Source organism: Amycolatopsis sp. NBC_01307 (assembly GCF_035975215.1).
Classification (GTDB): Bacteria; Actinomycetota; Actinomycetes; order Mycobacteriales; family Pseudonocardiaceae; genus Amycolatopsis.
The window spans coordinates 6,176,988-6,200,592 of record NZ_CP108403.1 but is presented as its reverse complement, the minus strand read 5'-3'; the positions used below and the strand labels follow the sequence as shown (position 1 = coordinate 6,200,592).

Here is a 23,605-nt window from a genome sequence, read left to right as displayed (position 1 = left end):
CCGGGGAAGATCGACGGCGGGCCGGGTGTTGGACACCAGGAGAACCACGACGTGGTGAGTTCGCCACGCCCCGAAGATCACGAGAGGAACACCGCATGCTGTTCGGTGACGAGCACGTCCGCCGCTACGAGGAGACCGATGGAGAGGTCGGGCACGAGTGGCGGGACGGCGTCCCGGCACTGGTGCTGACCACCACCGGCCGCAAGACCGGCCAGGAGCGGAAGTTCGCCCTCATCTACCAGGAGGTGGAGGGCGACGCGGTGATCGTCGCCTCCAAGGGCGGCGCGCCGAACCACCCCGGCTGGTACTTCAACCTCCTCGAGCACCCCGAGGTCGGCGTCCAGGTGAAGGCCGACAAGTACCGGGCCCGCGCCCGCACGGCCTCCGGCGAGGAGCGCGCGAAGCTGTGGGACGCGCTCGCCGCCGTCTGGCCGGACTACAACGAGTACGCGAAGAAGACCGACCGCGAGATCCCCGTCGTGGTGCTCGAGCGGCTGTGATCTGCGCCGCGTTCCGGGCGTGACCGGGGCGATCCGGCCGGTCGTCGGCTACGAATTACGTCCATGACCGACCGCTGGACCGCCCTCGACCTCGAGGGTGAGCTGCTCACCCGACGCCAGATGATCGCCTACGGCCGGCGCTTCGCCCGCGCCGGCCGGGGCGCCTGGTACAGCTTCGCGATCGAGGTGGTCTGGCAGTTCCTCGTCCAGACCACCCGGTTCCGGGTGCGGGGCTCGGGGAACATCCCGAAGACCGGTGGGGTGCTGGTGGCCTCCAACCACCTGTCGTTCGCCGACCCGACGACGCTGACCGCGTTCTGCCTCGCCGCCGGCCGCGTGCCGCGGTACCTGGCCAAAGCCTCCCTGTGGAACCTCCCGGTGGTCCGTTCGGTGATGCGTTCCGGGCGGCACATCCCGGTCTACCGCGGCGCCGCGACGGCGTCCGAGGCCTTCCGCGACGCCGTCGCGTCCGTGAAGGCCGGCGAGTGCGTCGCGATCTTCCCGGAGGCGACGTTCTCGAAGGACCCCGCCGGCTGGCCGATGCGCGGCAAGACCGGCGTCGCCCGGATCGCACTGGAGACCGGCGCGCCGGTGATCCCGGTGGCCAACTGGGGGACACACCGCCTGCTGCCGGCCACCGCGTGGTTCCCCCGCGGCCTGCCGCGCAAGACCGTCGAGCTGGTCGCCGGGCCGCCGGTCGACCTGTCCGACCTCGCCGGCCGCGAGCTGACCCGCGCGGTGCTCGAGGAGGCGACGGCCCGCATCATGACGGCGGTGACGGACCTGCTCGCGACGCTGCGCGGCGAGCGCCCGCCGGTCGCCGCCTGAGGCCCGGGTCACCCCGCCGGGCGGGGCGCCGAAGGGTAGTTTCGGAAGCATGAGTGCACAACACTTCGATGTCGTCGTGCTGGGAGCCGGGGTAGGTGGCTACGTCGCGGCGATCCGGGCGTCCCAGCTGGGGCTGAGCGCCGCCGTGGTCGAGGAGAAGTACTGGGGTGGGGTCTGCCTGAACGTCGGGTGCATCCCGTCGAAGGCGTTGCTGCGCAACGCCGAACTGGCGCACGTGGTGACGCAGGAGGCGAAGGCGTTCGGCATCTCGTCCGACAGCCCGATCCGGGTCGACTACACGGCCGCCTACGAGCGGAGCCGCAAGGTCGCGGACGGGCGCGTCAAGGGCGTGCACTTCCTGATGAAGAAGAACAAGATCACCGAGTTCGACGGGCACGGCACGTTCGTCGACGACCACACCCTCGAGGTGAACGGCTCGCAGGTGAGTTTCGACCACTGCGTCATCGCGACGGGCGCGACGACGAAGCTGCTGCCGGGCACCTCGCGCAGCTCGCGGGTCGTGACCTACGAAGAGCAGATCCTCTCCAGCGAGCTGCCGTCGAGCATCATCATCGCCGGGGCCGGCGCGATCGGCGTCGAGTTCGCCTACGTGCTGCACAACTACGGGGTCGACGTCACGATCGTCGAGTTCCTCGACCGGATGGTCCCGCTGGAGGACGCCGAGGTGTCGGCGGAGCTGGCCAAGCGGTACCGCAAGCTCGGCATCAAGGTGCTGACCTCGACCCGCGTCGAGTCGATCGACGAGTCGGACGCGTCGGTGCACGTGACGGTGTCGTCGGAGAAGGACGGCAAGCAGGTCCTCGAAGCGGACAAGGTCCTGCAGGCGATCGGCTTCCAGCCGCGGGTCGAGGGTTACGGCCTGGACAAGACGGGCGTCGCCCTGACCGACCGCGGCGCCATCGCCATCGACGGCCGAGGGCGCACGAACGTCGACCACATCTTCGCGATCGGCGACGTGACGGCGAAGCTGATGCTGGCGCACGCGTCCGAGTCGATGGGCGTGGTGGCGGCGGAGACGATCGCGGGCGCCGAGACGATGGAGCTCGACTTCCCGATGATCCCGCGCGCGACGTACTGCCAGCCGCAGATCGCGAGCTTCGGGTGGACCGAAGAGCAGGCGCGCGAGAAGGGCTACGACGTCAAGGTGGCGAAGTTTCCCTTCACCGCGAACGGCAAGGCGCAGGGCCTCGGTGACGCGGGTGGGTTCGTCAAGCTGATCAGCGACGCGAAGTACGGCGAGCTGATCGGCGGTCACCTCATCGGGCCGGACGTCACGGAGCTGCTGCCGGAGCTGACGCTGGCGCAGCAGTGGGACCTGACGGTGCACGAGGTTTCGCGCAACGTGCACGCGCACCCGACGCTGGGTGAAGCGGTGAAGGAAGCCTTGCACGGCCTCGCGGGGCACATGATCAACATGTAGGTCGCCGCCTGCCCTGGCCCGCGGTCGCGGGTCGGGGCGGACGGGGGTCTCGGTGGTCCGGGTCTGAGCCATGTCCCGCACGCTACGAACGGGCACCGACAGTTTCGGCGGGGGCGAGGGGTGGCGGACCTCGATCAGCCCCGGAATTCGTTGCGGCACAACGAAATCCTCGATCGGGTGAAAGGTCTCGGACGGACAGGTCGGCATCTCGCCGCCGGGTTCGTGACGCAGACCGTGTGAACGTCTTGACCTCCAGGTAGCTCGAAGTATCAAGCTGAGGGCCGACAACCTGGAGGGAATCATGAAAGCCGCAGCCTTCACCGAGTTCGGTGGGCCCGAGGTGCTGAGGGTCCTCGATCTGCCCGAGCCGCACGCGGGGCCCGGGCAGGTCAGGGTGCGCGTGAAAGCCGCCGGTGTGCAGCCCTACGACGCCGCCGTGCGAGCCGGGTGGGAGCCGCCGGGTCTCAAGCTCACCTGGCCGCGGGTGCCCGGGAACGAGTTCGCCGGGATCATCGACGAAAGCCGGTCCGACATCGCGGTGGGCACCGAGGTGCTCGGGTTCACCGCGGTCCAGGCCGCCGCCGAGTTCATCGTCGTGCCCGCCTCCGACGTCACGCCGAAACCGCTGGAAATGCCGTGGGAGGTGGCCGGCGGGTTCACCGCGGGGACGCAGACCGCGTCGATCGCCCTGGAAGCGTTGCAGGTCAAGGAAGGCGAGACGCTGCTCGTGAACGGCGCCGCCGGGCCGTCGGGACCGCCGCTGTGCAGCTCGCGCGGCTCAAGGGCGCCACGGTGGTCGGGACGGCGAGTGCGGCCAACCAGGACTACGTCCGTGAGCTGGGCGCGACCGCCGTCGTCTACGGCGACGGGCTCAAGGCGCGCATCGAGGCCGCCGCGCCGCAGGGCATCGACGTCGTGCTCGACGGGGCCGGTGGGCCCGCGCTCGACTTGTCCCTCGAACTGGTGAAGCGGCGCGACCGGATCCTGACGCTCGTCGAGCACGGGAAAGCGGCGGGGCTCGGCGTGCTCGTCTCGAAGTCCGGACGCTCCGCCGCGCGTCTCGCCGAGCTGGCCGCGCTGTACGCGAAGGGTGACTTGCGCTTCCTCGTGCGCCGCGCTTACCCGTTCACCGAGGCCGCCGCGGCCCACCGCGAAATCGAGACCGGGCACGGCCGGGGAAAAATCGTTCTCACGTTTCCTTGATCGTTCCACGATGTGGACGGCTGGACGTTCCCGACTTTGGTCGCTGGACCGGTGATCGGTCACTCCTTAGATTCTCCCCATTACACCCGGTCGGGTGTCATTCGGTCGAGCGGCCGAGTACCACAGGGAGAAATCGATGGTGAGATTCAGCCGGGTCGCCGCGCACGCGGTTCCACTGACGGTCGGCGCCTTGCTGTTGTCGACGGGGGTCGCCGTGGCCCAGCCGTCCACGGTGGACGCCGCGACCGCGCGCACCGAGGCGGGCATCAGCGCGCTGCAGAGCATCAAGAAGAGCTTGACCCCGGCCGAGCGCAAGCAATCGAGCCAACTCGTCGTCGAGAAGCGGTTGCGTGCCGACCACTCCCTGGCCGCGAAGCTGCCGGAATACCGCTCCGGCGTCGGCGTGAGCGGTGCCGGCACCGTCTCGGTCGACATCGCCACCCGCGACCAGGCCGTCGCGAACGCCGTCAAGGCGGCGGGCGGCACCGTCCGCTACGCCGCGCCGGACGCCGTCCGCGCCGAGCTGCCGCTGTCCGCTTTGGACGCGATCTCCGGCCGCGCCGACGTCACCGAGGTCAAGCCCGCCGCCCAGGCCACGACCTGGAGCGAGCCGGGCAACCGCGACCTGCGCCAGGCGCTCGCCGCGAAGGCCCCGGCCGCAACCCAGGTGTCCGAAGGGGACAAAGCGCACGGCACCGACACCGCCCGCACCACCTACGGCGTCAGCGGCTCCGGCGTGAAGGTCTGCGTGCTCTCCGACGGCGTCGACTCGCTGGCGAAGTCCCAGACGGCCGGCGAGCTGCCGACCGTCGACGTCCTGTCCGGCCAGAAGGGCAGCGGCGACGAGGGCACCGCGATGCTCGAAATCGTCCACGACCTCGCGCCCAACGCCACCCTCGGCTTCGCGACGGCGTTCACCAGCGAAGCGAGCTTCGCCGCGAACATCCGCGCGCTGCGCACCACGAGCCACTGCCAGATCATCGTCGACGACGTCTCCTACTTCGACGAGTCGCCGTTCCAGGACACCCAGGTCGCGCAGGCCGTCAACGACGTCACCGCGGCCGGCGTCCTCTACTTCTCCTCGGCCGGCAACTCGGGCAACGCGACCGACGGCACCAGCGGCTACTACGAGGGTGACTTCCGCGCGTCCTCGACGAGGATCAGCGGCGTCACCGGCACCCCGCACGACTTCGACCCCAGCGCCACCACGCAGAACTTCGACGCGCTTTCGGCGGGCTCGCTCGGCAAGCCGGTGACGCTGTTCTGGTCGGACCCGTGGGGTCGCTCCGCCAACGACTACGACCTGTTCATCCTGAACTCCGCGGGCAGCGTCGTGGCCTCCAGCGAGAACGGCCAGTCCGGCTCGCAGAACCCGTACGAGATCGCGAACGTGCCGGCCACCGGTTCCGGCTACAAGGTCGCCGTGGTCAAGTACAGCGGCGCCGACCGCTTCATCGCGCTCAACGTGATCCGCGGCCGGTTCGTCGCCTCGGGCTCGCTCAAGGCGTTCAGCACCAACGGCGTCACGAACGGCCACTCGGCCGCGGCGAGCGCGTTCAGCGTGGCGGCGGCCCCGGCGGCGGGCGCGTTCACCCGGCCGCTGGAGACCGGTGACCCGGCGAACCCTGCCGGCCCGTACCCCGGCGTGTTCACCGCGTCGAGCAAGTGGGAGCGGTTCTCCTCCGACGGCAAGCGGCACCTGTTCTACAACGCCGACGGCACCGCGATCACCGCGGGCAACGTGTCCTCGACCGGCGGCACGACGCGCAACAAGCCGGACATCACGGCGGCCGACGGCGTCTCGACCTCGGTGACCGGCTTCCAGCCGTTCTTCGGGACGTCGGCGGCGGCCCCGCATGCGGCGGCCATCGCGGCGCTGCTGCTGTCGGGCAAGCCGACGGCGACCCCGGCGCAGATCCGCAGCGCGCTGGTGTCGAGCGCGATCGACCTGGGCACGCCCGGGTTCGACACGGTGACCGGCAACGGCCTGATCATGACGGGCCCGGCGCTGGCCGCGCTCGGGGTCCAGCCGAAGTAGTTTCTCCTTCGCGAACGGGCCCGGCACTCGCCGGGCCCGTTCGTTTAGGGTCGGCGGCATGGTGAAGACGGCGGTGGTGACCGGGGCCGGGTCGGGCATCGGGCGGGCGGTGGCGCGAGCGCTGCTCGACGAGGGCTTCGAGGTCGCGCTCGCCGGGCGGCGGGCCGACGCGCTGGCCGAGACGGCGGAAGAGCGCGAAACCGCGCTCGTCGTGCCCACCGACGTCGCCGACGAGGACTCCGTCAAAGCCCTCTTCGACGCCGTTCGCGACCGCTGGGGACGGCTCGACCTGCTGGTCAACAACGCCGGGATCGGCGCGGCCGGCACCGTCGCCGACTTGTCCGTCGCGGACTGGAAGCGCACCGTCGACGTCAACCTCACCGGGATGTTCCTCTGCGCCCAGCAGGCCGTGCTGCTGATGAAGGACCAGGACCCGCGCGGCGGCCGGATCGTCAACAACGGCTCGATCTCCGCGCACGTGCCGCGGCCCGCGAGCGTCGCCTACACCGCGACGAAGCACGCCGTCACCGGCCTGACCAGGTCCATCTCGCTCGACGGCCGGGCCTGGAACGTCGCCTGCGGGCAGATCGACATCGGCAACGCGGCCACCGAGATGACCGAGCGGATGGCCGCCGGCATCCCGCAGGCCGACGGCCGGATCGTCGCGGAGCCGACGTTCGACGTCCGGCACGTCGCCGACGCGGTCGTCTACTTGGCCGGGCTGCCGCTCGACACGAACGTCCAGTTCCTGACGATCACCGCGACGACCATGCCGTTCATCGGCCGCGGTTAGGGGATCACCCGGGCTTTGCGGAACTCGTCGAAGAGCCGGTAGAACATCTGCTCCGTCTCGACGTAGGTGTGGAAGCCCGCGCGGCGCGCCTTCGACGTGTCGGCGAACACGTCGTAGTCCCAGCCGAACACGAAGTCGCCGAACGCCCAGGAGGCCGAGACGTCCGCGTAGGACGCCGTGAGGCCGTGCTTAGCTGCCATCGACGTCCACAGTGGACCCTTGTCGGCCATCACGTCGGACAGCGACATCCGCAGCGGGGGCGCGACGTTGAGGTCGAAGTACGCGGCCAGCTTCGGCCAGAGCTCGCGCCAGCGGAACAGGTCGCCGTTCGCGATGTTGAACGCGCCGCGCTGCCCGGTCGCCCAGACCGTCGCGCCGGCCAGGAGATCCGCGTCCGTCATCTCCAGGAGGCTGTCGTACGCGCCGGGTTTGCCCGGGAACCGCAGCGGCAGGCCGAGTTCCTTCGAGATCGACGCGTAGACCGCGATCACCAGCGCGAGGTTCATCGGGTTGCCCAGCGCGGTGCCGCCGACGACCGACGGCCGGATCGCCGACCACGTCCAAGGCCCCTGCCGCCGCTCCAGGACCTGCTGCTGGTCGACGTTGAACTCGGGCGGCATGTGCCCGGCATCGGACTCGGGGGCCGGCGTCTTGAACGGGCCGAGGTGCGCGCCGTAGACCTTGTAGCCCTGCATCAGACTGACGTGCTCGAGGGCGGCCGGCGCCAGGGCGTCGACGAGGTTGGTCAGCATCGCCACGTTCGGCGCGACCAGCTCGGCCCACGTCGGTTTGTCCTGGTAGGCGGCGTAGAACAGGTGGGTCGTGGCGGTGAGCAGCCCGACCTTCGCCCGGGTGTCGGCCGGGTCGAGCAGGTCGACGGCGACGTTCCCGGGGCCGCCGCGCCGCGACAGGCCGACGACGTCCCAGCCGCCGGCGGCCCGCAGGTGCTCGATCAGGTTCCGGCCGATGATCCCGTTGGCCCCCGCGACCAGGGCTGTCTTCGTTTCCATGACATCCAGGCTGGTCCGGCGCGTGAGATAAGTCCAAGGCTTAGTTTTCACGTCAGCGATAAGCTGTGGTCATGACGAGTCTCCGCCAGCTCGAGTACCTGGTCACGGTGGTCGACACCGGGTCGTTCACGCGCGCGGCGGAGCAGCTGCACGTGACGCAGCCCGCGTTGTCGCACCAGATGCGGGCCCTGGAGCAGGGCCTCGGCGGGCCGCTGCTCGAACGGCTGCCGCGCGCCGTCCGGCTGACGCCGATGGGCCGGGCGATGCTGCCGCACGCGCGGGCGGCGCTGGCCGACGCCGAACGAGCCCGCTGCGCCGCGCGGCTCGCGTCCGGCACGACGGCGGGAGAACTGCAGGTCGCGACGGTGTACTCGGTGAGCCTCGGCGTGCTGCCGCCCGCGTTGCGCGTGTGGCGGCGCGACCGGCCCGACGTCGACGTCCGGCTGATCGAGTTCCGGCACGCCGACGAGCTGCGGGACGCGATGGCCGCGGGCGAGGCCGACGTCGCGCTCGGGCCGGTGCCGTCGGACTGGCCGGGGCCGGTGCGGCCGCTGGGGGTCGAGGAGTTCGTCGTCGTGCTGCCCGCCGACGGCGCTTCGGAGGACGACCCGGCCGGGGTGGTCGACCTGGCCACGCTCGCCGGCTGCGCGTGGGTGCACTACGCGCCGGGCAACGGCCTGGCCGAGCTGGTCGACGCGGCCTGCGCGGCGGCAGGGTTCCGCCCGCGTGCGGCGGTCCGCACCGAGCAGACGGCGGCCGCCCCGATCCTCGCGGCGGCGGGCCTCGGTCCGGCGCTGGTCCCGGCGAACCTCCTCCCGGCACGGTTCGACGGCCGGGTGCTGCGGCCGTCGGTACCGGTGAGGCGGACTCTTGCCGCGTACACCCGGGCGGCGCCGGATCCGCTGACGGCGGCGTTCATCGAGACCCTGGTCGCGCACGCGACGGTCTGACCGACTCAAGCGAAGACGCGGATCAGGATCAGGACGAGAACAATCGCTCCGACAAGGCAGGCCGAGAGGAGCCAAGCATTCATCCTCTTGCGGGAGCGCGGCGAATCGTCTCGCGCGGCTTTCCACGAGCTGCCGCGGTTCGTCTGTTCGCGATGGGCTTCCCGTGCGCGAGCAGCAGAGAGAAAGTGTTGCGTGGCAGGCGTACCCGTACGCAGCCTATGTCGTGATCGCGGCCAGTGCCGGGCCGGTGAATGGCGCTGTCGTGAGGTTGTGGATGCGGTTGCTCCAAACTGCGTGGCCGTGGCCCGACCACAGTGGGGCCACCGGGAGGTCGCGCAGCAGCTGGTTCTCCGCCAAGCGGTACAGCTGGCCTGCCTCGTCGGCCGTGGCCGCTGCGTCGGCGAGGGTGAGGTTCTGGCGGAACACCTCGTCCGTGTAGCCCGACGCCTCGGCCAGGGCCGAGAGCAGCTCGTACGGGCTCGGTGTCGCCAGCTTGACGTCCAGTGTGGACGGTCCGTCGAGCGGGCCCGCGGGGCGAGCCTGCGCCGTCACCGAGACGTCCAGCGCCTTGTGCAGGCCGACCACCAGGGTGCGCGTCCACCCTTCGGCGCCTGGTCCGAAGTAGACGGTCGCGCCGCCCGGGAAGGCCGTCTGCTTCAGCAGTGCCTTGCCGGCCGCCGCGTCGAAGCTGCACGGGCGGCACGTGCCCGTGCGCTCGCCCGGCGCGTCCGCCGGGGGCAGCAGGGCTTTCGCCGGGTCGACCTGGTGGGCCAGCGGGCCGGACTCCAGGGCCGCGCGGTCGACGCCCAGTGCGAAGCCGTGGCGGACCGTCGCGTCCGTGAACTTCGGGTCGGTCACCGGGAACGCGAGGTAGCCGGCCTGCGGCAGCGCCCACGTCGCGTGCCGGTCGCCGAACTCGTGCATGGCGTCGTGCTTCTCGCCGGGGACCTCGGTCGCCAGGTCGAGGGTGCCCGCCTTGACCGCGTCGTACTGGGCGGCCGGCTCGCCGACGCGCAGCTCGATCGTCGCGGCGCCGCCTTCGCCGACGCGTTTCAGCGTCCCGCCCGAGCCGGGCCGCCACGGCCCGTCGAGCCGGTACGGACCGTTGCCGACCGGCGCCTTCGCGAAGCCGTTCCAGTCGTGGGAGGCGAGCACCGACGCGGGCAGCGGCACCAGGCCCGGTGCCGACAGCAACGCCGGGACCTGGCCGGACGGGCGGTCAAGCGTCAGGGTGAGGACGAGTCCCGACGCCTTGATCTCCTGGGCGCGCAACAGCTTCGTGAGCACCGGCGAAACCACCCAGTGTTCGGCGGCGATCGCCCGCCACGTGTCCACATAGGACTGCGCTGTGACCGGGGTGCCGTCGTGGAACGTCGCGGGCCGCAGCTTCACCGTCCAGTGCACCCGATCGGTGCTCTCGATCGACTCGGCCGCGCGCGGCGTCACCTTCCCGGTCGCCGCGTCGTAGTCGGCGAGCGGGGTCCACAACGCGGCGGTCACCAGCCGGCCCGCCTGGTCGGAGAGGTCGGCCGGCAGCAGCGTCGCGGGCTCCCGGAGGCCGACGGACAGGACGCCGGGGGCCGGGGCGGGGTCGGAGCACCCCGTGACGGCGAGGGCCAGGACGGCCAGCAAGGCGAGCAAGCGCATGGGCCAGTCCTACCAGTCGGAAGGCAACCAAAGGCGGTTGTGTCCGGTTGATCTCCGTCGTACGGTTCGGGTGATCACGCCCTTTGGGAGGTTTTGTGCGCACCTGGCTACGGTCGTGCTTCGCCGCCGTCACCGTCAGTGCCACGCTGGTCGCGACCGGGTTGCCGGCCGCCGCCTGCGGCGAGGACGACAAACCCGCGGTCCCGGCCACGCGGACGGCGGGTGATCCGGGGGCGATCAAGAACGTCAAGTCCGTCGGCAACGTGCCCGACGCCGCCGGCGCCATCTCGATCAACTTCCTCGACTACGGCCGCCGCGACGTCATGGTCGTCTCCGGCGAGTTCGGCTTGAAGGTCTACGACCTGACGAAGAACCCGGCCGCGCCCAAGCTGGTCGGGCAGGTCAGCCTGCCGGGGCTGTGGGAGACCGAGGACACCGAGGTCGACCCGGTCCGCAAGCTGGTGTTCCTGTCCCGGGACCCGCGCGCGTTCGGGGGTACCACCCAGACCGGCGAGTCCGGCATCTACGTCGTCGACGTCGCCAAGCCCGAAGCGCCGAAGATCATCAGCTACGTGCAGGCGCCCGCCGGGCACACCACCAGCTGCGTCGACGGCTGCCGCTACCTGTGGACGGGTGGCCCGTCGAAGGCCGCCGACCAGCCGGCGGAGTGGGGCGGGCGGCCGATCTGGGTCACCGACATCCGCGACCCGAAGCACCCGAAGGTGGACCCCCAGCCGATCGAGCTGGCCCGCAACGACGGCAAGACCGACTACGTGCACGACGTCCAGGTCGACGACAACGGCGTGGCCTGGGTGTCCGGCCGCGGCGGCGTGCGCGGCTACTGGACCAGCGGCGTGCACCGCGACCCGCTGACGAACAAGCTCCGCCGCGCGACGGCGCACGAGCCGATCCCGTACGCCGGCGGCGGCATCGCCGAGACGGCCGCGCCGTCGCGGTTCATGCACAACAGCTTCCACCCGGCCGGGCACCGGGTCGGCGACGGCGCCTGGCGCGGCCAGGACCTGATCTACGCGACGGAGGAGAACTTCGTCGACGGCTGCGCGGGAGACGGCGTGCTCACGATCTCGTCGCTGGCCGGTTCCTACCACGGCGAAGGCTGGCGTTCGACGCCCGAGCAGCCCTTCCGGCTGCAGAGCGTCGGCACGTGGGGCGTCAACGGCCAGGAGGGCAGCGACCCGGCGTCCGACGACTGCTCCGCGCACTACTTCGACGTCCGTGGCAAGGTCCTCGTGCAGTCGTTCTACTCGCAGGGCACGCGGTTCCTGGACGTGAGCGACCCGACGAACCCGCGGCAGATCGCGTACTACCGCCCGGCGGACGCGAGCGCGTGGGCGCCGTACTGGCACGGGAAGTACGTCTACGTCGCGGACAACGCGCGCGGTGTGGACGTACTGCAGCTGACGAAGTAGCCCACCGAAGCAGGCCACCGAAAGTCCGTGAAGGCCTCCTTACCGGCCATAAGAGCCGGGAAGGAGGCCTTCACGGCTTTCAGGAGGTGCGGAGCCAGACCGCGGTGTCGGTCGGCAGGGAGCCGTCCACCGGGCCGCTCGCCAGCAGGACCTCGCCCGCCGGCAGGGGTACCGGTGACGCCGAGAAGTTCAGCACGAACGTGAAGCCCGGCTCGCGCGTGAACGCCAGGACGCCGTCACCCAGCGACAGCCACTCCAGGGTGCCCGCGCCGAGGGCCGCCTGCTCTTCCCGGATGCGCAGGCCGTCGCGGTAGAGGCTCAGCATCGACGTCGGGTCCGCGGCCTCGGCGGCCGCCGTGAATGACGACCACTCCGCGGGCTGCGGGAGCCACGCGTCCCCGGCACCGAAGCCGAACGGCGGCTCGGAACCCGACCACGGGATCGGGACGCGGCAGCCGTCGCGGCCCGGGTCGGTGCCGTTCGTGCGGGCCCACACCGGGTCCTGGCGCAGGTCGTCGGGGATGTCGCGGATCTCCCAGAGCCCCAGCTCCTCGCCCTGGTAGACGTACAGCCCGCCCGGCAGCGCGAGCGTCAGCAGCGCCGCCGCCCGAGCCCGGCGGGTGCCCAGCTCCCGGTCCACCGGCAGCTCGTGCAGCCGGTTCGCGAAGCTGAACCCGGTGTCGCCCTGCCGGCCGTAGCGCGTGACGTGGCGGGTGACGTCGTGGTTCGACAGCACCCACGCGGCCGGCGCGCCGACCTCGTCGTGCGCCCGGATCGTGCGGGTGATGACGTCGTGGAAGCGCGCGGCGTCCCACGGGCAGACCAGGAAGTCGAAGTTGAACGCCGAGTGCAGCTCGTCGCGGCGCAGGTAGCGCGCCGCCCGGGACATGTCCGGCAGCCACATCTCGCCGACCAGCACGCGCTCGCCCGCGTAGCTGTCGGCGATCTTGCGCCACGACCGGTAGATCTCGTGCAGGCCCTCCATGTCGGAGAACGGCGTCTCGTCGCCGTCTTCGACGTCCGGCAGCCGCGGGTCCTTGACCAGCCCGTCGGCGACGTCGATGCGGAAGCCGTCGACCCCGCGGTCGAACCAGAACCGCAGCACGTCCTCGAACTCCTGGCGGATGTCCGGGTTCTCCCAGTTGAAGTCCGGCTGGCGCGAGCTGTAGAGGTGCAGGAACCACTCGCCGTCCGGCACGCGCGTCCACGCGGGCCCGCCGAAGCGCGACTTCCAGTTGTTGGGCGGCTCGGCGCCGTCCGGGCCGCGGCCGGGCCGGAACCAGAACCGCTGCCGCTCCGGCGAACCCGGGCCCGCGGCGAGCGCGGCCTGGAACCACCGGTGCTCGTCGGAGCAGTGGTTGGGCACGATGTCGATGATCACCCGGATGTTCCGGGCGTGGGCCTCGGCGAGCAGCTCCTCCGCTTCGGCGAGCGTGCCGAACAGCGGCTCGATGTCGCGGAAGTCGGCGACGTCGTAACCGCCGTCGTCCATCGGCGAGGGGTACCAGGGGGTGAACCAGATCGCGTCGATCCCCAGCTCGGCCAGGTGGTCCAGGCGCGAACGGACGCCGGCGAGGTCGCCGATGCCGTCGCCGTTGCCGTCCGCGAAGCTGCGGATGTAGACCTGGTAGATCGCCGCGCTACGCCACCAGCCGGTCTTGTCGGTCACGGAAGTGCCCTCCTAGTAGTCGTGGAAACCCCGGGCGCGGCTTCAGCCCTTGACGGCGCCGGCGGTCAGCCCGGCGAGGATCTGCCGCTGGAACGCCAGGAACAGCGCCACCATCGGCAGGCTGGCCAGCACCATCCCGGCGACGAGCACGTTGAGCGGCATGTCGATCGCCACCCGTTGCAGCATCACCGAGAGGGTCTGCTTTTCGGTGTCCGGGAACACCAGCAGCGGCCAGATGAAGTCCTTCCACGCGGTGACCACCGCGAGGATCGACACCACGGCCAGGATCGGCCGCGAGATCGGCAGGATGATCCGCCAGAGCGTGCGCACCGGCCCGGCGCCGTCGATGCGCGCCGCTTCGATCAGCTCGTCCGGGATCTGGTCGAAGAACCGCTTCAGCAGGTAGATGTTGAACGCGTTCGCCGCCGCGGGCAGCCAGACCGCGGTCGGCGAGTTGATCAGGTTGAGGTGCAGCAGCGGCAGGTCGGTCACCGTCACGTACGTCGGCACCAGCAGGGCCGTGGCCGGCAGCATCAGCGTCGCCAGCATCAGGCCCAGCACGACGTTGCCGAACTTCGGGCGCAGCTTCGACAGCGCGAACGCGGCCGGCACGTCGATGGCCAGCTGCGCCAGCCACGCACCGCCGGCGACGATCAGCGTGTTGAGGAAGTACTTGCCCAGGCTCAGCTGGTCCCACGCCTCGCCGAAGGTCTCCGGGTGCCAGTCGCGCGGGATGAGCGTCGCCGGCGTCTGCGCCAGCTCCTGCGGTGACTTCATCGCCCCGGTGATCACCCAGTACAGCGGGAACATGAACGCCAGGATGAACACCGCGAGCGTGCAGGCGAAGATCACGGCGTAGACGGCCTTGCCGCGCCGGCTGCGCAACGCGCCGGGGGAGACGAGGGTCCTCATGACTGGTCCGCCTTCCGCGTCAGCCGGACGTACCACGCCGAGAACACGCCCAGCGCGATGAACAGCAGCAGGCTCATCGCACTCGCCGAGCCGAAGTCGTTGTAGACGAAGGCGTACCGGTAGAGCAGCAGGAGCACGGTGACCGTCGAGTCGTCCGGCCCGCCGCCGGTCATCACGTACGGCTCGGTGAACACCTGCATCGTCGCGACGATCTGCAGCAGCAGGAGCACCAGCAGCACGAACCGGGTCTGCGGGAACGTGACGTGCCGCAGCCGCTGCCACATCCCGGCGCCGTCGAGCTCCGCGGCTTCGTACAGCTCGCCGGGGATCGTGCCGAGCGCGGCCAGGTAGATCAGCGTGGTGCTGCCCATGTTGGCCCAGGTGGAGACGAAGACCAGCGACAGCATCGCGGTGGTGGAGGAGTCGAGCCACTGGCCGCCGGGCAGGCCCACCGCGCCGAGCGCGGAGTTGAACAGGCCGGGACCCGGGTCGTAGAACCACTTCCACATCAGCGCGGTGACGACCGGCGGCAGCATCACCGGCAGGTACACCGCGAGCCGGAAGAACGCCTTGGCGTGCCGGATCTCGTTCAGCAGCACCGCGGTGAGGAACGGGACGGCGAACCCGAACACCAGCGCGAGCCCGGTGAACAGGAGCGTGTTGCGCCACGCGACGCCGAACAGCGGGTCGTCGAACAGGCGGCTGAAGTTGTCGAACCCGACCCACGTCGGCGCGTTGACGAAGTCGACCTGCTGGAAGCTCAGCAGCACGCCCCGCACGATCGGGTACCAGGAGAACATCGCGAACACCAGGAGAGCGGCGCAGAGCAGGCCGTACGCGGTGAGGTTCTCCTTCAGCTTGCGGCGCAACCGGACGCGGCGGCGCTCGGCCGGGGACGCGGCCGGGCGCCTGGCCCGCGACGAAGACGTCGCGGGCCAGGCGAGGAGGCTACTTGACCTGGGCGAGGACACTGTTGACCTTCGACGAAGCGGACGACAGCTGCTGGTCGATGTTCGCGTTCTGGTCCGTGAGCACCGCCTGCATGACGCTGTCGAGGGCGGCGTACACCTGTTGCGCGTTGGGCGGCTCGATGCTGCCCTTGATCTTGCTGGTCGTGTCCACGTAGGACTGGTAGTTCGTGGCCGGGACGTTGGCGAACTTGGCCTTCAGGGCCAGCTGCTGGTCACGCACCGCGCCCTGCCAGACGTCCGGGGTCGGCTCGGCGGGCAGGCCGACCGGCTGCTTGCCGTCGACGTACTGCTGGATGTGCTTCTCGAAGCGGTCCGGGTTGAGGTACTTCCACTGGATCCACTCGAGGCCGGCCTTGATCTTCTCCGGCGACGCCTTCGGGTTCAGCATGTAGCCTTCGCCGCCGAGCAGGGTGCCCTGCCCGCCGGGCATGCCCGCGACGCCGTAGTCCTCGTACTTGCCGTTGAACTGCTTGACCAGCGTCGGGATGTTGTCCGGCGCGGCCATGTACATGCCGAGCTGGCCGGCACCCATCATCCGCTGCACGTCCGTGGCTTCCAGCAGCTGCTTGGCGCCCATGGAGTTGTCGGTCCAGCGCATGTCGTGCAGGTACTGCAGGGCCTGCTTGCCCTTCTCGTTGTCGAAGTCGGCGACCCACTTGTCGCCGTCCTTGCGGGCGATGTCGCCGCCCATCGAGTACAGCCAGCTGGTCATGTGCCAGCCACCCTGGTTGTTCTTGCTGTAGTCGGCGTACCCGACGGTGCCGTTGCCCAGCGCGGCGATCTTCTTCGCGTCGTCGCGGACCTCGTCCCAGGTCGTCGGCGGCTTGTTCGGGTCGAGCCCGGCCTTCTGGAACAGCGGGCGGCTGTAGACCAGGCCCATCGTGTAGTTCATCGTCGGCAGGCCGTAGAGCTTGCCGCTCGCGTCACGGAAGTTGTCCAGCAGTTCCGGCTTGATGTCGCCGATGTGCGGAACGCTCTTCGACGCTTCCGTGATGTCCGCGGCTTGATGCCGCGTGATGATCTGCGCCGGGTCGGTGAAGTAGACGTAGTAGACGTCTTCGAGCTGGCCGCCGGCGAGCTTCGCGGAGAACGTCTTCGGGTCCATGAACCCCTCGTGGGGCTCGATCTGGATGTTCGGGTGGGATGCCTCGAACTCCTTGACGTCGGCGTCGAAGACGCCGCGCTCGAACGGCTGGCTGGTGGGCGGCTGGCCGGTGACCGTGATCTTCACCTTGCCCCCGGGCGCGGCGGCGTTGCCGTCGTCACCGCAGGCGGCCACCCCCAGTGCGAGGCCACCTGCGGCCAGCAGGCAGAACATCCGGCGGGGCAAGGATCGGGACCAGGGACTGCTCATCTCAAGCCTCTTCTCGGGTCGCGACGGCTGTCACGTGATTGCGGTCACTCTAAAGTGTGAGACCGGATCGACGCAATAAGCCGACGAGACTTTGCAAGTTACGAACAGGACGCGAACGTGCTGGCGAAGAGAAGCGGGTGGAATGGGTACCGCCGAACGCTCCAGCGTGTCCCGGGCGCGCGAAAAGGCGCGACGGCCCGGAAGCCGTCGCGCCTGGGGGTGACGCGGGGTCAGGCGATGCGGCGGGCCGTCGAGCCGCGCACCACGAGTTCTGGCGCGAACAGCAGCTCCTCGGCCGCCACCTCGCCGCCGTTGATGCGCTTGACCAGCAGCTCGACCACCGCGCGGCCCATCGCCTCGATCGGCTGGCGGGTGGTCGTCAGGGGCGGGTCGGTGCAGTTCATCAGGGCCGAGTCGTCGTAGCCGACCACCGAGACGTCGTCGGGCACCGACAGGCCCTGCCGGCGGGCCGCGCGGACCGCGCCCAGGGCCAGCAGGTCGCTGGCGCAGAGCACCGCGGTCGCGCCGCGGGGGTAGAGCCGGGCCGCCGCCGCGTGGCCGCCTTCGATGGAGAACATCCCGTGCTCGACCAGCTCGTCGAGCACCGGCAGGCCGAGCTTCGCCGCGTACGCCTGGAACGCCTCCAGCTTGCGCTTCGACGGCACGTGGTCGGTCGGCCCGAGCACCAGCCCGATCTTCTCGTGCCCGAGCGAGCTGAGGTGCCCGACGACCTGCTCGACGGCGACGGCGTCATCGCACGACACCTGGGGCAGCCCGAGGTGGTCGACGGCCGCGTTGATCAGCACCGTCGGGAGCCGCCGCTCGACCAGGTGGTGGTAGTGCGAGTGCACCGCGTCGGACTGCGCGTAGAGCCCGCCGGCGAACACCACGCCCGACACCTGCTGCTGCAGGAGCAGCTCGACGTACTCCGCTTCCGACACTCCGCCCGCCGTCCGGGTACAAAGGACGGGGGTGAAGCCCTGTTGCGCGAGCGCGTTGCCCATGATCTCGGCCAGGGCCGGGAAAATCGGGTTCTGCAGTTCGGGGAGCACGAGCCCGACCAGGCGGGCGCGCTCGCCGCGCAGCTGGGTGGGCCGCTCGTAACCCATCACGTCGAGCGCGGTGAGCACGGCGGCGCGGGTGCTGGCGGACACCCCCGACCGCCCGTTGAGCACCCGGCTGACCGTGGCTTCACTGACCCCGACCTGGCGGGCGACTTCGGCAAGACGACGCGTCATGAGTGAAACTTTACAGCAACTGCGCGCAAAAGTAAGACAAGCCCGTCCCGGTGTCAGGAGCCGGGACGGGCTTGTCGTCAGTCCGGAGTTACGAAGCCGCCACCTCGAACTCGGACACCTGGCCGGCGGGCCAGCCGGTGTTGCCGGTGAACGTCAGCCGCACGAAGCGCTGCGGCGTCGCCGAGAACGACGCCGACGCCGTGTTGCCCGACGCCGGGTCGAACGCGTAACCGCGCGAGCCGACCAGCGTCGTGTACGAGCCGCCGTCCGTGCTGCCCGAGACCGTCACCGTCTGGGTGCGCGCACCCCACGCCGACGACGGCGGCAGCTTGAGCGTCACCTTGTTGATCGACGCGGCCGCGCCCAGGTCCACGGTCAGCGTCTGCGGGAACGCGTTGTTCGCGCTCTCCCAGTACGAGTCCGCGTTGCCGTCGTTGGCGTTGCCCGGCGGGAACCCGCCCTGGGACGACGACGAGCTGATCGCCTTGCCCCGCGCGATGTTGCTGCCCGACTGCGGCGGCTGCTGCGGGCCGGAGTTCGGCGCGGGCCAGGTCGAGCAGTCGCTCCACGTGCCGGTCCAGCCGCTGTTGCCCGAGCCGCCGAACGTCATCCTCGGGATCGACGACGGGTACGGGCAGTTGTACGTGCCGGTGACGCCGACGCCGGACGCGCTCAGGTTGCTGATCGACACTGACCCCTGCGTCTGCGACTGCGCCACGAACGTGCCCACGCCCTGCACCGAGACGCCGTCGATCGTGACGCCCTGGATCTGCTTGCCGGCGCCGTTGCCGTCGATGAACTGGATCGCCTCGTACGGGCTCTGGATCGCGGTAAACCCGGTGACCCGGATCGTCACGCCGGTGATCGCCTGGTCACGCGCGTCGAACCACAGCGCGCCGACACCGAACTGCCAGTTCGGGTCGAGCGCCCCGGCCCGCAGCGCGGTGTTGTTCGACAGCGTCACCGTGCCGCCGAGCGGCACCGAGCTGAACCGGTTCGCCACCAGGTAGCCGCCGCCGAGCGCGTTGGTGTCCTGCACCAGGTTGCCGCTGACGGTGTTGTTCGACCCGCCGTAGAGCGCGATGCCGTTGGCCAGGTTGGGCTGCACGACCGTGTTGTTCGCGATCGTGTTGCCCGAGTCGGCCTGGCCGTTGGACCAGAGCGCGAGGCCGTCGTCGCCGTTGTTGCGCAGGTAGTTGTTGCGCAACGCCGAGTTCGTGACGGCGCCGTCGAAGTTGACGCCGTCGGCCTGCGTGTCCTGGATGCGGTTGTTCTCGATGGTGAGGTTCGAGGACGCGCCGCTCATCAGCCACAGCCCGCACTTGGTGTTCTGGATCCACAGGCCGCTCACGACCGAGCCGTTGCCGAGAACGCCGTGGAACGCGTTGTCCGGGCTGCCGTCGTTGCGCTCGGTCACGTCACCGAACACCGCGAAGTCGTACAGCTTGATGTTCCCGGACGCGCCGCCGTTGTTGAAGATGTTGTTGCCGTGCAACACCGTGTACCACGGACCGGCGCCCCGGACGGTGGTCTGGTCGATCTGCAGCGCCGACCCGATCTCGAACCGGCCGGACGGCACGAACAGCTCCTTGCCCTGCGACCGCGCCGCCGACAAGCCGTTGCGGAACGCCTGGGTGTCGTCGGAGGAGTCGTTCGCCGTGGCGCCGTAGTCCGTCACGGACAGGGCGTTGGCCGGTTTCGCGCCCGCGCCGCCGACCTGCTCGAAGTCGGCCAGGTCGATGGTCGCCTGGCCGACGTCACCGGAGTCGGCCTGGACGCGGACCTTCGTGCCCTGGGCCGCGTTCTGGCCGAAGAGCAGCCGGGCGTCGTCGAAGAAGTGGTGCGTCTTCGAGCCCGTGATGAAGCCGGTGTCCACATAGGAGTACCGCGACGTCACGGACAGCCCGCTGCCGAGCTTGGTGCCGCCGACGTACACCGAAAGCTGCCCGGACGAGCCGTCTGGGATGTTGTAGTGGACGTTGATCGAGTTCGCCGCCGCCGGCAGCGTGAACTCGACGTACTGGCCGGACCCGATCCGGACGGCTTGGCGCCCGGACGCCTCCGAAGCGATGCTGGCCTGCGTGTAGTCGGGGCCGACGGCCGCGCCGTTGGTCGCCGAGCACTCGGCCTCGACCGTCCGGAACGGCACGCTCGCGCCGCCGGACGCCGTCGTCGGGCAGGTCGCCGCGGCCGCGGGAGTGCCGCTGAACAGGACAGTCAGGCCGGACGCGGCGAGGGCCGCGGCCAGCAGCGCCGCGCGGCGCCGTGGTGATGGGGACATCGTCGTCACCTCTCTAGCTGAGTTCAGGACGAATAGGCTTCGAGTTCGGACAGCTGTCCCGCCGGCCAGCCGGTGTTGCCGGTGAAGGTCAGCCGCAGGGTGCGCACGGACGTCGCCGGGAAGGTGATCGTCGCGGTGTTGCCGGTCGCCGGGTTGAAGGTGTAGCCCGCCGCGGCCTTGACGCCGTCGACCGCGATCGTCTGCGTGCGGGTGCCCCACGCGGACGGCGGCGGCAGCTTCAGCACCAGCCGCGACACCGAAACCGTGGCGCCGAAGTCGACGGTCAGCGTCTGCGGGAACGCGTTGTTCGCGCTCTCCCAGTACGAGTTCGCGTCGCCGTCGACCGCGTTGCCCGGCGGGAAACCGCCCTGCGACGCCGACGCGCTGATCGCCTTGTGCAGCGCCAGGTTCCCGGTCGGCGGGGTCGTCGTCGTGGTGGTGGTCGGCGGGGTGGTGGGTGTGGTCGGGGTCGTCGGCGTGGTCGTGCCGCCGTTGTCCGAGCCGTACACCGGCGTCGGCCACGAGCCGCAGAACGTCGTGCTCCAGCCGGAGTTGCCGCCCTGGTCGACGAGCCCGGTCAGGGCGTCGGGGCCCATGCAGTTGTAGACGCCCGCGCGGCCGATCCCGGTCGCGACGACGTTCTTCACCGTGCCGGTCGGCTTGGCCTGCAGCTGCCAGGCGAACGTGCCCGCTCCGGTGATCTTGACGTTCGTGAAGTGCACGTCCGTGGTCTGGCTGTCGATGAACTGGATGGCCTCGTAGTTGTTGTCCAGCAGGTCGAGGTCGGTGACGTCGACGCGGCCGGTGATGGCGCCGTCGCGGCCGTCGAACCACAGGGCGCCGACGCCGAACTGCCAGTTCGAGTCGAGCACGCCGGTGCGGATGGCGGTGTTGCGCGCGACGGTCGTCGTCCCGGCCAGGGGCACCGCGCTGAACCGGTTGGCGATGTGGATGCCGCCGCCCTGGTCCTGGGTGTCGGCCACGACGTTGTCGGACACCGTGTTGTCGCGCCCGCCGTAGATCGCGATGTTGTTGGCGAGGATCGGCAGCAGCACGGTGTTGAAGGAGAACGTGTTGTTGTGGTCGGCGTCGTGCTCGGACCACATGGCCAGGCCGTCGTCGCCGGTGTTGCGCAGGAAGTTGTTCGTCACGGTGACGTTGCTGATGCCCTGGTGCAGGTTCAGCCCGTCGGCGGTCTGGTCGAGGATCCGGTTGCCGGACACGGTGAGCCCGTCGAACGGCCCGTCGAGCCACAGCCCGACCTTCGTGTGCTGCAGCCACAGGTTCTGCACGACCGAGCCGCCGCCCAGGGCGCCGCCGATGGCGTTGGACTGGTCGCAGTCGACGCGGGCGTCGACCTGGCCGATGATCGCGAAGTCGTACAGCTTGACCGCGCTGCTCGTGCCCGGGACGGCGCTGTTGCCGGGGTACGTCGACGTCCCGCAGCTGCCCGGTTCGCCCTTGCCGAAGATGCCGGCGCGCGGACCGGTCAGCACGGAGTACCACGGGCCGGCGCCGCGGATCGTCACCTGGTCGACGGTGATGTGGTGGCCGAGGGTGAAGGTCCCGGACGGGATCCAGACCTCCTTGCCCTGGCTCTTCGCCGCGGCGACGGCGGCGTCGAACGCGCCCGCGTCGTCGCTCGTGTCGCCCGCGGTGGCGCCGTAGTCGGTGACGGACACCGAGTTCGCCGGCTTGGCCGCGGCCGCGCCGACCTGCTCGAAGTCGGCCAGGTCGATCGTCGAGGTCGTGACGTCGCCCGCGTCGACCTGCAGCTTGATCTTGGTGCCTGCCGGGTAGTTCGTGCCCAGCAACGCGCGGGTCTCGTCGTAGAAGTGGTGCGCGTGGCCGTCACCCGGGGTGTTGGTGAACGGGTACGAGCCGTAGTACCAGGCGTACTTCGACGTCAGCGCGACGTCGCGGTTGTGGGAACCGTTGACGTACAACGAGATCGAGCCGCTCGTGCCGGTGCCGTTCCCGGAGTCCGGGAGGCTGAACCGGAAGTCGATCGAGTTGGCCGGCGCGGTGAGCGTGAATTCGACGTACTTGCCTTGACCGCCCAGCGTCACGGCTTTGCGGCCGGACGCCTCACCGGCGAGGGTGCCGGAGTTGCGGTCGGGGCCGATGACCGTGCCGTTGGTCGCGGCGGTCTCGGCCTCCTGTTCGAGGAACGGCACGGTCGCGCCGCGCCCGGCGGCGAGCGCCGAACTCGCGGGGGCCGCGGCCAGGGTGATGACGGTCAGGCCGGTCGCGGCGGCGACGGCGGCGGCCAGCGCGCCGAATCTCGCGCGCCGGCGGGGGACGGGGGCACTTCGGGGCGCGCTGAAGACAGGATGGGGAGACATGGAGCAGCAACTCCTCGTCGAGTGCAGGTGGGGACCCTTGTGACCTGGATCATACGAATCCGGGACAAGATAACGCAATAGATGAACGAACTTACGCAAATTTGCGACAGAAACTGACGGCTGCGCCGGATGCCGGACGTCGGTTTCCGTCGGGCGGAGCAGCGCCACCGGCGTCGTGGATCCCCAGGCCGCTGCTAGTTTTGAGCCCATGATTGAGCGACGTGCCGACGGAAGCGCCGGTGACGCCGACTACGGCGCGATCGGCGGGGTGTACACGGACTACCGCGTGCCGGACCCGCGGATCGGGCAGTACGTCCTCGACGCGCTCGGCGAGGCGCGGACCGTCCTCAACGTCGGCGCGGGCGCCGGCGCCTACGAGCCGCACGACCGCGAGGTGACGGCGGTCGAGCCGTCGGCGTCGATGCGCGCGCAACGGCCCGATGGCCTGCCGCCCGCGATCGACGCGGTCGCCGAGAAGCTGCCGTTCCCGGACCGGGCGTTCGAGGGCGCGATGAGCACGTTCAGCGTCCACCAGTGGAACGACCTGTGGACCGGGCTGAAGGAGGTCCGCCGGGTCACCCGCGGCCCGGTCGCCATCCTGACCTGCGATCCCGCGCTGCTGCGGCGGTTCTGGCTGCTCGACTACGCGCCCGAGGTGATCGAGACCGAGGCGCGGCGCTACCCGCCGGTCGACGACATCGCCGACGGGCTCGGCGGCCACACCTCGATCATCGGCGTCCCGGTGCCGATCGACTGCACCGACGGCTTCAACGAGGCCTACTACGCGCGCCCCGAGCGGCTCCTCGATCCAGGCGCGCGGCTGTCGTGCTCGGCGTGGAGCTTCGTCGACGACCGGGTGCACCACCGCTTCGCCGCCGAGCTGCGCCACGACCTCGACGACGGCACGTGGGAACGCCGCTACGGCCGGTTCCGCGAGCAGCCGACGTTCGACGGCTCGCTCGTGCTGGTCGTCTCGGTCCCCGAGGGGGCCTGAC

At 70.4% G+C, this 23,605-nt stretch carries 18 protein-coding genes and 1 pseudogene; 10 read left to right on the top strand and 9 right to left on the bottom strand.

Translation table 11 applies throughout. The features are described from left to right. The first annotated feature begins 95 nt into the window (after nucleotides 1-95). From OG439_RS26540 to OG439_RS26515, 7 genes and pseudogenes are all read left to right on the top strand, one after another. Entirely contained in the window at nucleotides 96-500 is a 405-nt protein-coding gene (locus tag OG439_RS26540; RefSeq protein ID WP_247055676.1) for a nitroreductase family deazaflavin-dependent oxidoreductase, read from the top strand. Between the two features lie 63 nt (nucleotides 501-563). Further along, nucleotides 564-1,328 (top strand): lysophospholipid acyltransferase family protein, encoded by a 765-nt coding sequence (locus tag OG439_RS26535; RefSeq protein WP_326943535.1) that lies wholly within the window; start codon nucleotides 564-566, stop codon nucleotides 1,326-1,328. 49 nt (nucleotides 1,329-1,377) lie between these two features. Then, entirely contained in the window at nucleotides 1,378-2,769 is a 1,392-nt protein-coding gene (gene lpdA, locus OG439_RS26530; protein WP_247055671.1) for a dihydrolipoyl dehydrogenase, read from the top strand. 301 nt (nucleotides 2,770-3,070) lie between these two features. Next, a pseudogene (locus OG439_RS50450) lies at nucleotides 3,071-3,334 on the top strand (alcohol dehydrogenase catalytic domain-containing protein); the annotation flags it as partial. Between the two features lie 197 nt (nucleotides 3,335-3,531). Further along, nucleotides 3,532-3,972 (top strand): zinc-binding dehydrogenase, encoded by a 441-nt coding sequence (locus tag OG439_RS50445; protein WP_442792223.1) that lies wholly within the window; start codon nucleotides 3,532-3,534, stop codon nucleotides 3,970-3,972. Nucleotides 3,973-4,108: 136 nt separating this feature from the next. Beyond that, nucleotides 4,109-6,010, top strand: a complete 1,902-nt coding sequence (locus OG439_RS26520) for a S8 family serine peptidase (RefSeq protein ID WP_326943534.1) — start codon at nucleotides 4,109-4,111, stop codon at nucleotides 6,008-6,010. Nucleotides 6,011-6,068: 58 nt separating this feature from the next. Continuing rightward, nucleotides 6,069-6,803 carry an SDR family oxidoreductase gene (locus tag OG439_RS26515; RefSeq protein ID WP_326943533.1) on the top strand — a complete coding sequence of 245 codons (735 nt, stop codon included), beginning with the start codon at nucleotides 6,069-6,071 and terminating at the stop codon, nucleotides 6,801-6,803. Here the strand turns inward: OG439_RS26515 and OG439_RS26510 are convergent. Beyond that, the gene (locus OG439_RS26510; protein ID WP_326943532.1) at nucleotides 6,800-7,813 is read right to left on the bottom strand and encodes an SDR family oxidoreductase; all 1,014 of its coding nucleotides are present in this window, start codon (nucleotides 7,811-7,813) and stop codon (nucleotides 6,800-6,802) included. The two genes, OG439_RS26515 and OG439_RS26510, sit on opposite strands and share 4 nt — an antisense overlap. A gap of 71 nt (nucleotides 7,814-7,884) precedes the next feature. Between OG439_RS26510 and OG439_RS26505 the strand changes: the two genes are divergently transcribed. Next, on the top strand, nucleotides 7,885-8,763 hold the full coding sequence (locus OG439_RS26505) for a LysR family transcriptional regulator (RefSeq protein WP_326943531.1): 879 nt from the start codon (nucleotides 7,885-7,887) through the stop codon (nucleotides 8,761-8,763). A gap of 216 nt (nucleotides 8,764-8,979) precedes the next feature. Here OG439_RS26505 and OG439_RS26500 read toward each other — a convergent pair whose 3' ends face one another. Continuing rightward, complete coding sequence (locus OG439_RS26500; RefSeq protein WP_326943530.1) at nucleotides 8,980-10,410, bottom strand: ABC transporter substrate-binding protein; 1,431 nt, start codon at nucleotides 10,408-10,410, stop codon at nucleotides 8,980-8,982. Between the two features lie 95 nt (nucleotides 10,411-10,505). Between OG439_RS26500 and OG439_RS26495 the strand changes: the two genes are divergently transcribed. Further along, entirely contained in the window at nucleotides 10,506-11,840 is a 1,335-nt protein-coding gene (locus OG439_RS26495) for an LVIVD repeat-containing protein (RefSeq protein ID WP_326943529.1), read from the top strand. Between the two features lie 79 nt (nucleotides 11,841-11,919). Here OG439_RS26495 and OG439_RS26490 read toward each other — a convergent pair whose 3' ends face one another. The 7 genes from OG439_RS26490 to OG439_RS26460 all read right to left on the bottom strand — a co-directional run bounded on the left by OG439_RS26490 (nucleotide 11,920) and on the right by OG439_RS26460 (nucleotide 22,610). Continuing rightward, the gene (locus OG439_RS26490; protein ID WP_326943528.1) at nucleotides 11,920-13,509 is read right to left on the bottom strand and encodes a glycoside hydrolase family 13 protein; all 1,590 of its coding nucleotides are present in this window, start codon (nucleotides 13,507-13,509) and stop codon (nucleotides 11,920-11,922) included. 42 nt (nucleotides 13,510-13,551) lie between these two features. Beyond that, nucleotides 13,552-14,421, bottom strand: coding sequence for a carbohydrate ABC transporter permease (locus OG439_RS26485; RefSeq protein ID WP_247055650.1), 870 nt, complete (start codon nucleotides 14,419-14,421; stop codon nucleotides 13,552-13,554). Then, nucleotides 14,418-15,392, bottom strand: a complete 975-nt coding sequence (locus tag OG439_RS26480) for a carbohydrate ABC transporter permease (protein ID WP_247055648.1) — start codon at nucleotides 15,390-15,392, stop codon at nucleotides 14,418-14,420. Before OG439_RS26480 ends, OG439_RS26485 begins: the two co-directional genes overlap by 4 nt. Further along, a complete protein-coding gene (locus OG439_RS26475) occupies nucleotides 15,370-16,746 on the bottom strand; it encodes an ABC transporter substrate-binding protein (RefSeq protein WP_326943527.1) in 1,377 nt (458 codons plus the stop codon). The genes OG439_RS26480 and OG439_RS26475 overlap by 23 nt, the downstream gene beginning before the upstream one ends. A 230-nt stretch (nucleotides 16,747-16,976) precedes the next feature. Then, nucleotides 16,977-17,984 (bottom strand): LacI family DNA-binding transcriptional regulator, encoded by a 1,008-nt coding sequence (locus OG439_RS26470; protein WP_247055644.1) that lies wholly within the window; start codon nucleotides 17,982-17,984, stop codon nucleotides 16,977-16,979. A gap of 88 nt (nucleotides 17,985-18,072) precedes the next feature. After that, nucleotides 18,073-20,265, bottom strand: a complete 2,193-nt coding sequence (locus tag OG439_RS26465; RefSeq protein ID WP_326943526.1) for a discoidin domain-containing protein — start codon at nucleotides 20,263-20,265, stop codon at nucleotides 18,073-18,075. A gap of 23 nt (nucleotides 20,266-20,288) precedes the next feature. Next, nucleotides 20,289-22,610, bottom strand: coding sequence for a discoidin domain-containing protein (locus OG439_RS26460; RefSeq protein WP_326943525.1), 2,322 nt, complete (start codon nucleotides 22,608-22,610; stop codon nucleotides 20,289-20,291). 208 nt (nucleotides 22,611-22,818) lie between these two features. Between OG439_RS26460 and OG439_RS26455 the strand changes: the two genes are divergently transcribed. Beyond that, the gene (locus tag OG439_RS26455) at nucleotides 22,819-23,604 is read left to right on the top strand and encodes a class I SAM-dependent methyltransferase (RefSeq protein WP_326943524.1); all 786 of its coding nucleotides are present in this window, start codon (nucleotides 22,819-22,821) and stop codon (nucleotides 23,602-23,604) included. The last annotated feature ends 1 nt before the right edge of the window (nucleotide 23,605 follow it).

Coding starts and splice junctions, on each gene's coding strand:
- lpdA (WP_247055671.1), top strand. CDS start 1,378: ATGAGTGCACAACACTTCGATGTCGTCGTGCTGGGAGCCGGGGTAGGT.
- OG439_RS26515 (WP_326943533.1), top strand. CDS start 6,069: ATGGTGAAGACGGCGGTGGTGACCGGGGCCGGGTCGGGCATCGGGCGG.
- OG439_RS26510 (WP_326943532.1), bottom strand. CDS start 7,813: ATGGAAACGAAGACAGCCCTGGTCGCGGGGGCCAACGGGATCATCGGC.
- OG439_RS26535 (WP_326943535.1), top strand. CDS start 564: ATGACCGACCGCTGGACCGCCCTCGACCTCGAGGGTGAGCTGCTCACC.
- OG439_RS26455 (WP_326943524.1), top strand. CDS start 22,819: ATGATTGAGCGACGTGCCGACGGAAGCGCCGGTGACGCCGACTACGGC.
- OG439_RS26500 (WP_326943530.1), bottom strand. CDS start 10,410: ATGCGCTTGCTCGCCTTGCTGGCCGTCCTGGCCCTCGCCGTCACGGGG.
- OG439_RS26485 (WP_247055650.1), bottom strand. CDS start 14,421: ATGAGGACCCTCGTCTCCCCCGGCGCGTTGCGCAGCCGGCGCGGCAAG.
- OG439_RS26470 (WP_247055644.1), bottom strand. CDS start 17,984: ATGACGCGTCGTCTTGCCGAAGTCGCCCGCCAGGTCGGGGTCAGTGAA.
- OG439_RS26540 (WP_247055676.1), top strand. CDS start 96: ATGCTGTTCGGTGACGAGCACGTCCGCCGCTACGAGGAGACCGATGGA.
- OG439_RS26505 (WP_326943531.1), top strand. CDS start 7,885: ATGACGAGTCTCCGCCAGCTCGAGTACCTGGTCACGGTGGTCGACACC.
- OG439_RS26520 (WP_326943534.1), top strand. CDS start 4,109: ATGGTGAGATTCAGCCGGGTCGCCGCGCACGCGGTTCCACTGACGGTC.
- OG439_RS26475 (WP_326943527.1), bottom strand. CDS start 16,746: ATGAGCAGTCCCTGGTCCCGATCCTTGCCCCGCCGGATGTTCTGCCTG.
- OG439_RS26465 (WP_326943526.1), bottom strand. CDS start 20,265: ATGTCCCCATCACCACGGCGCCGCGCGGCGCTGCTGGCCGCGGCCCTC.
- OG439_RS26460 (WP_326943525.1), bottom strand. CDS start 22,610: ATGTCTCCCCATCCTGTCTTCAGCGCGCCCCGAAGTGCCCCCGTCCCC.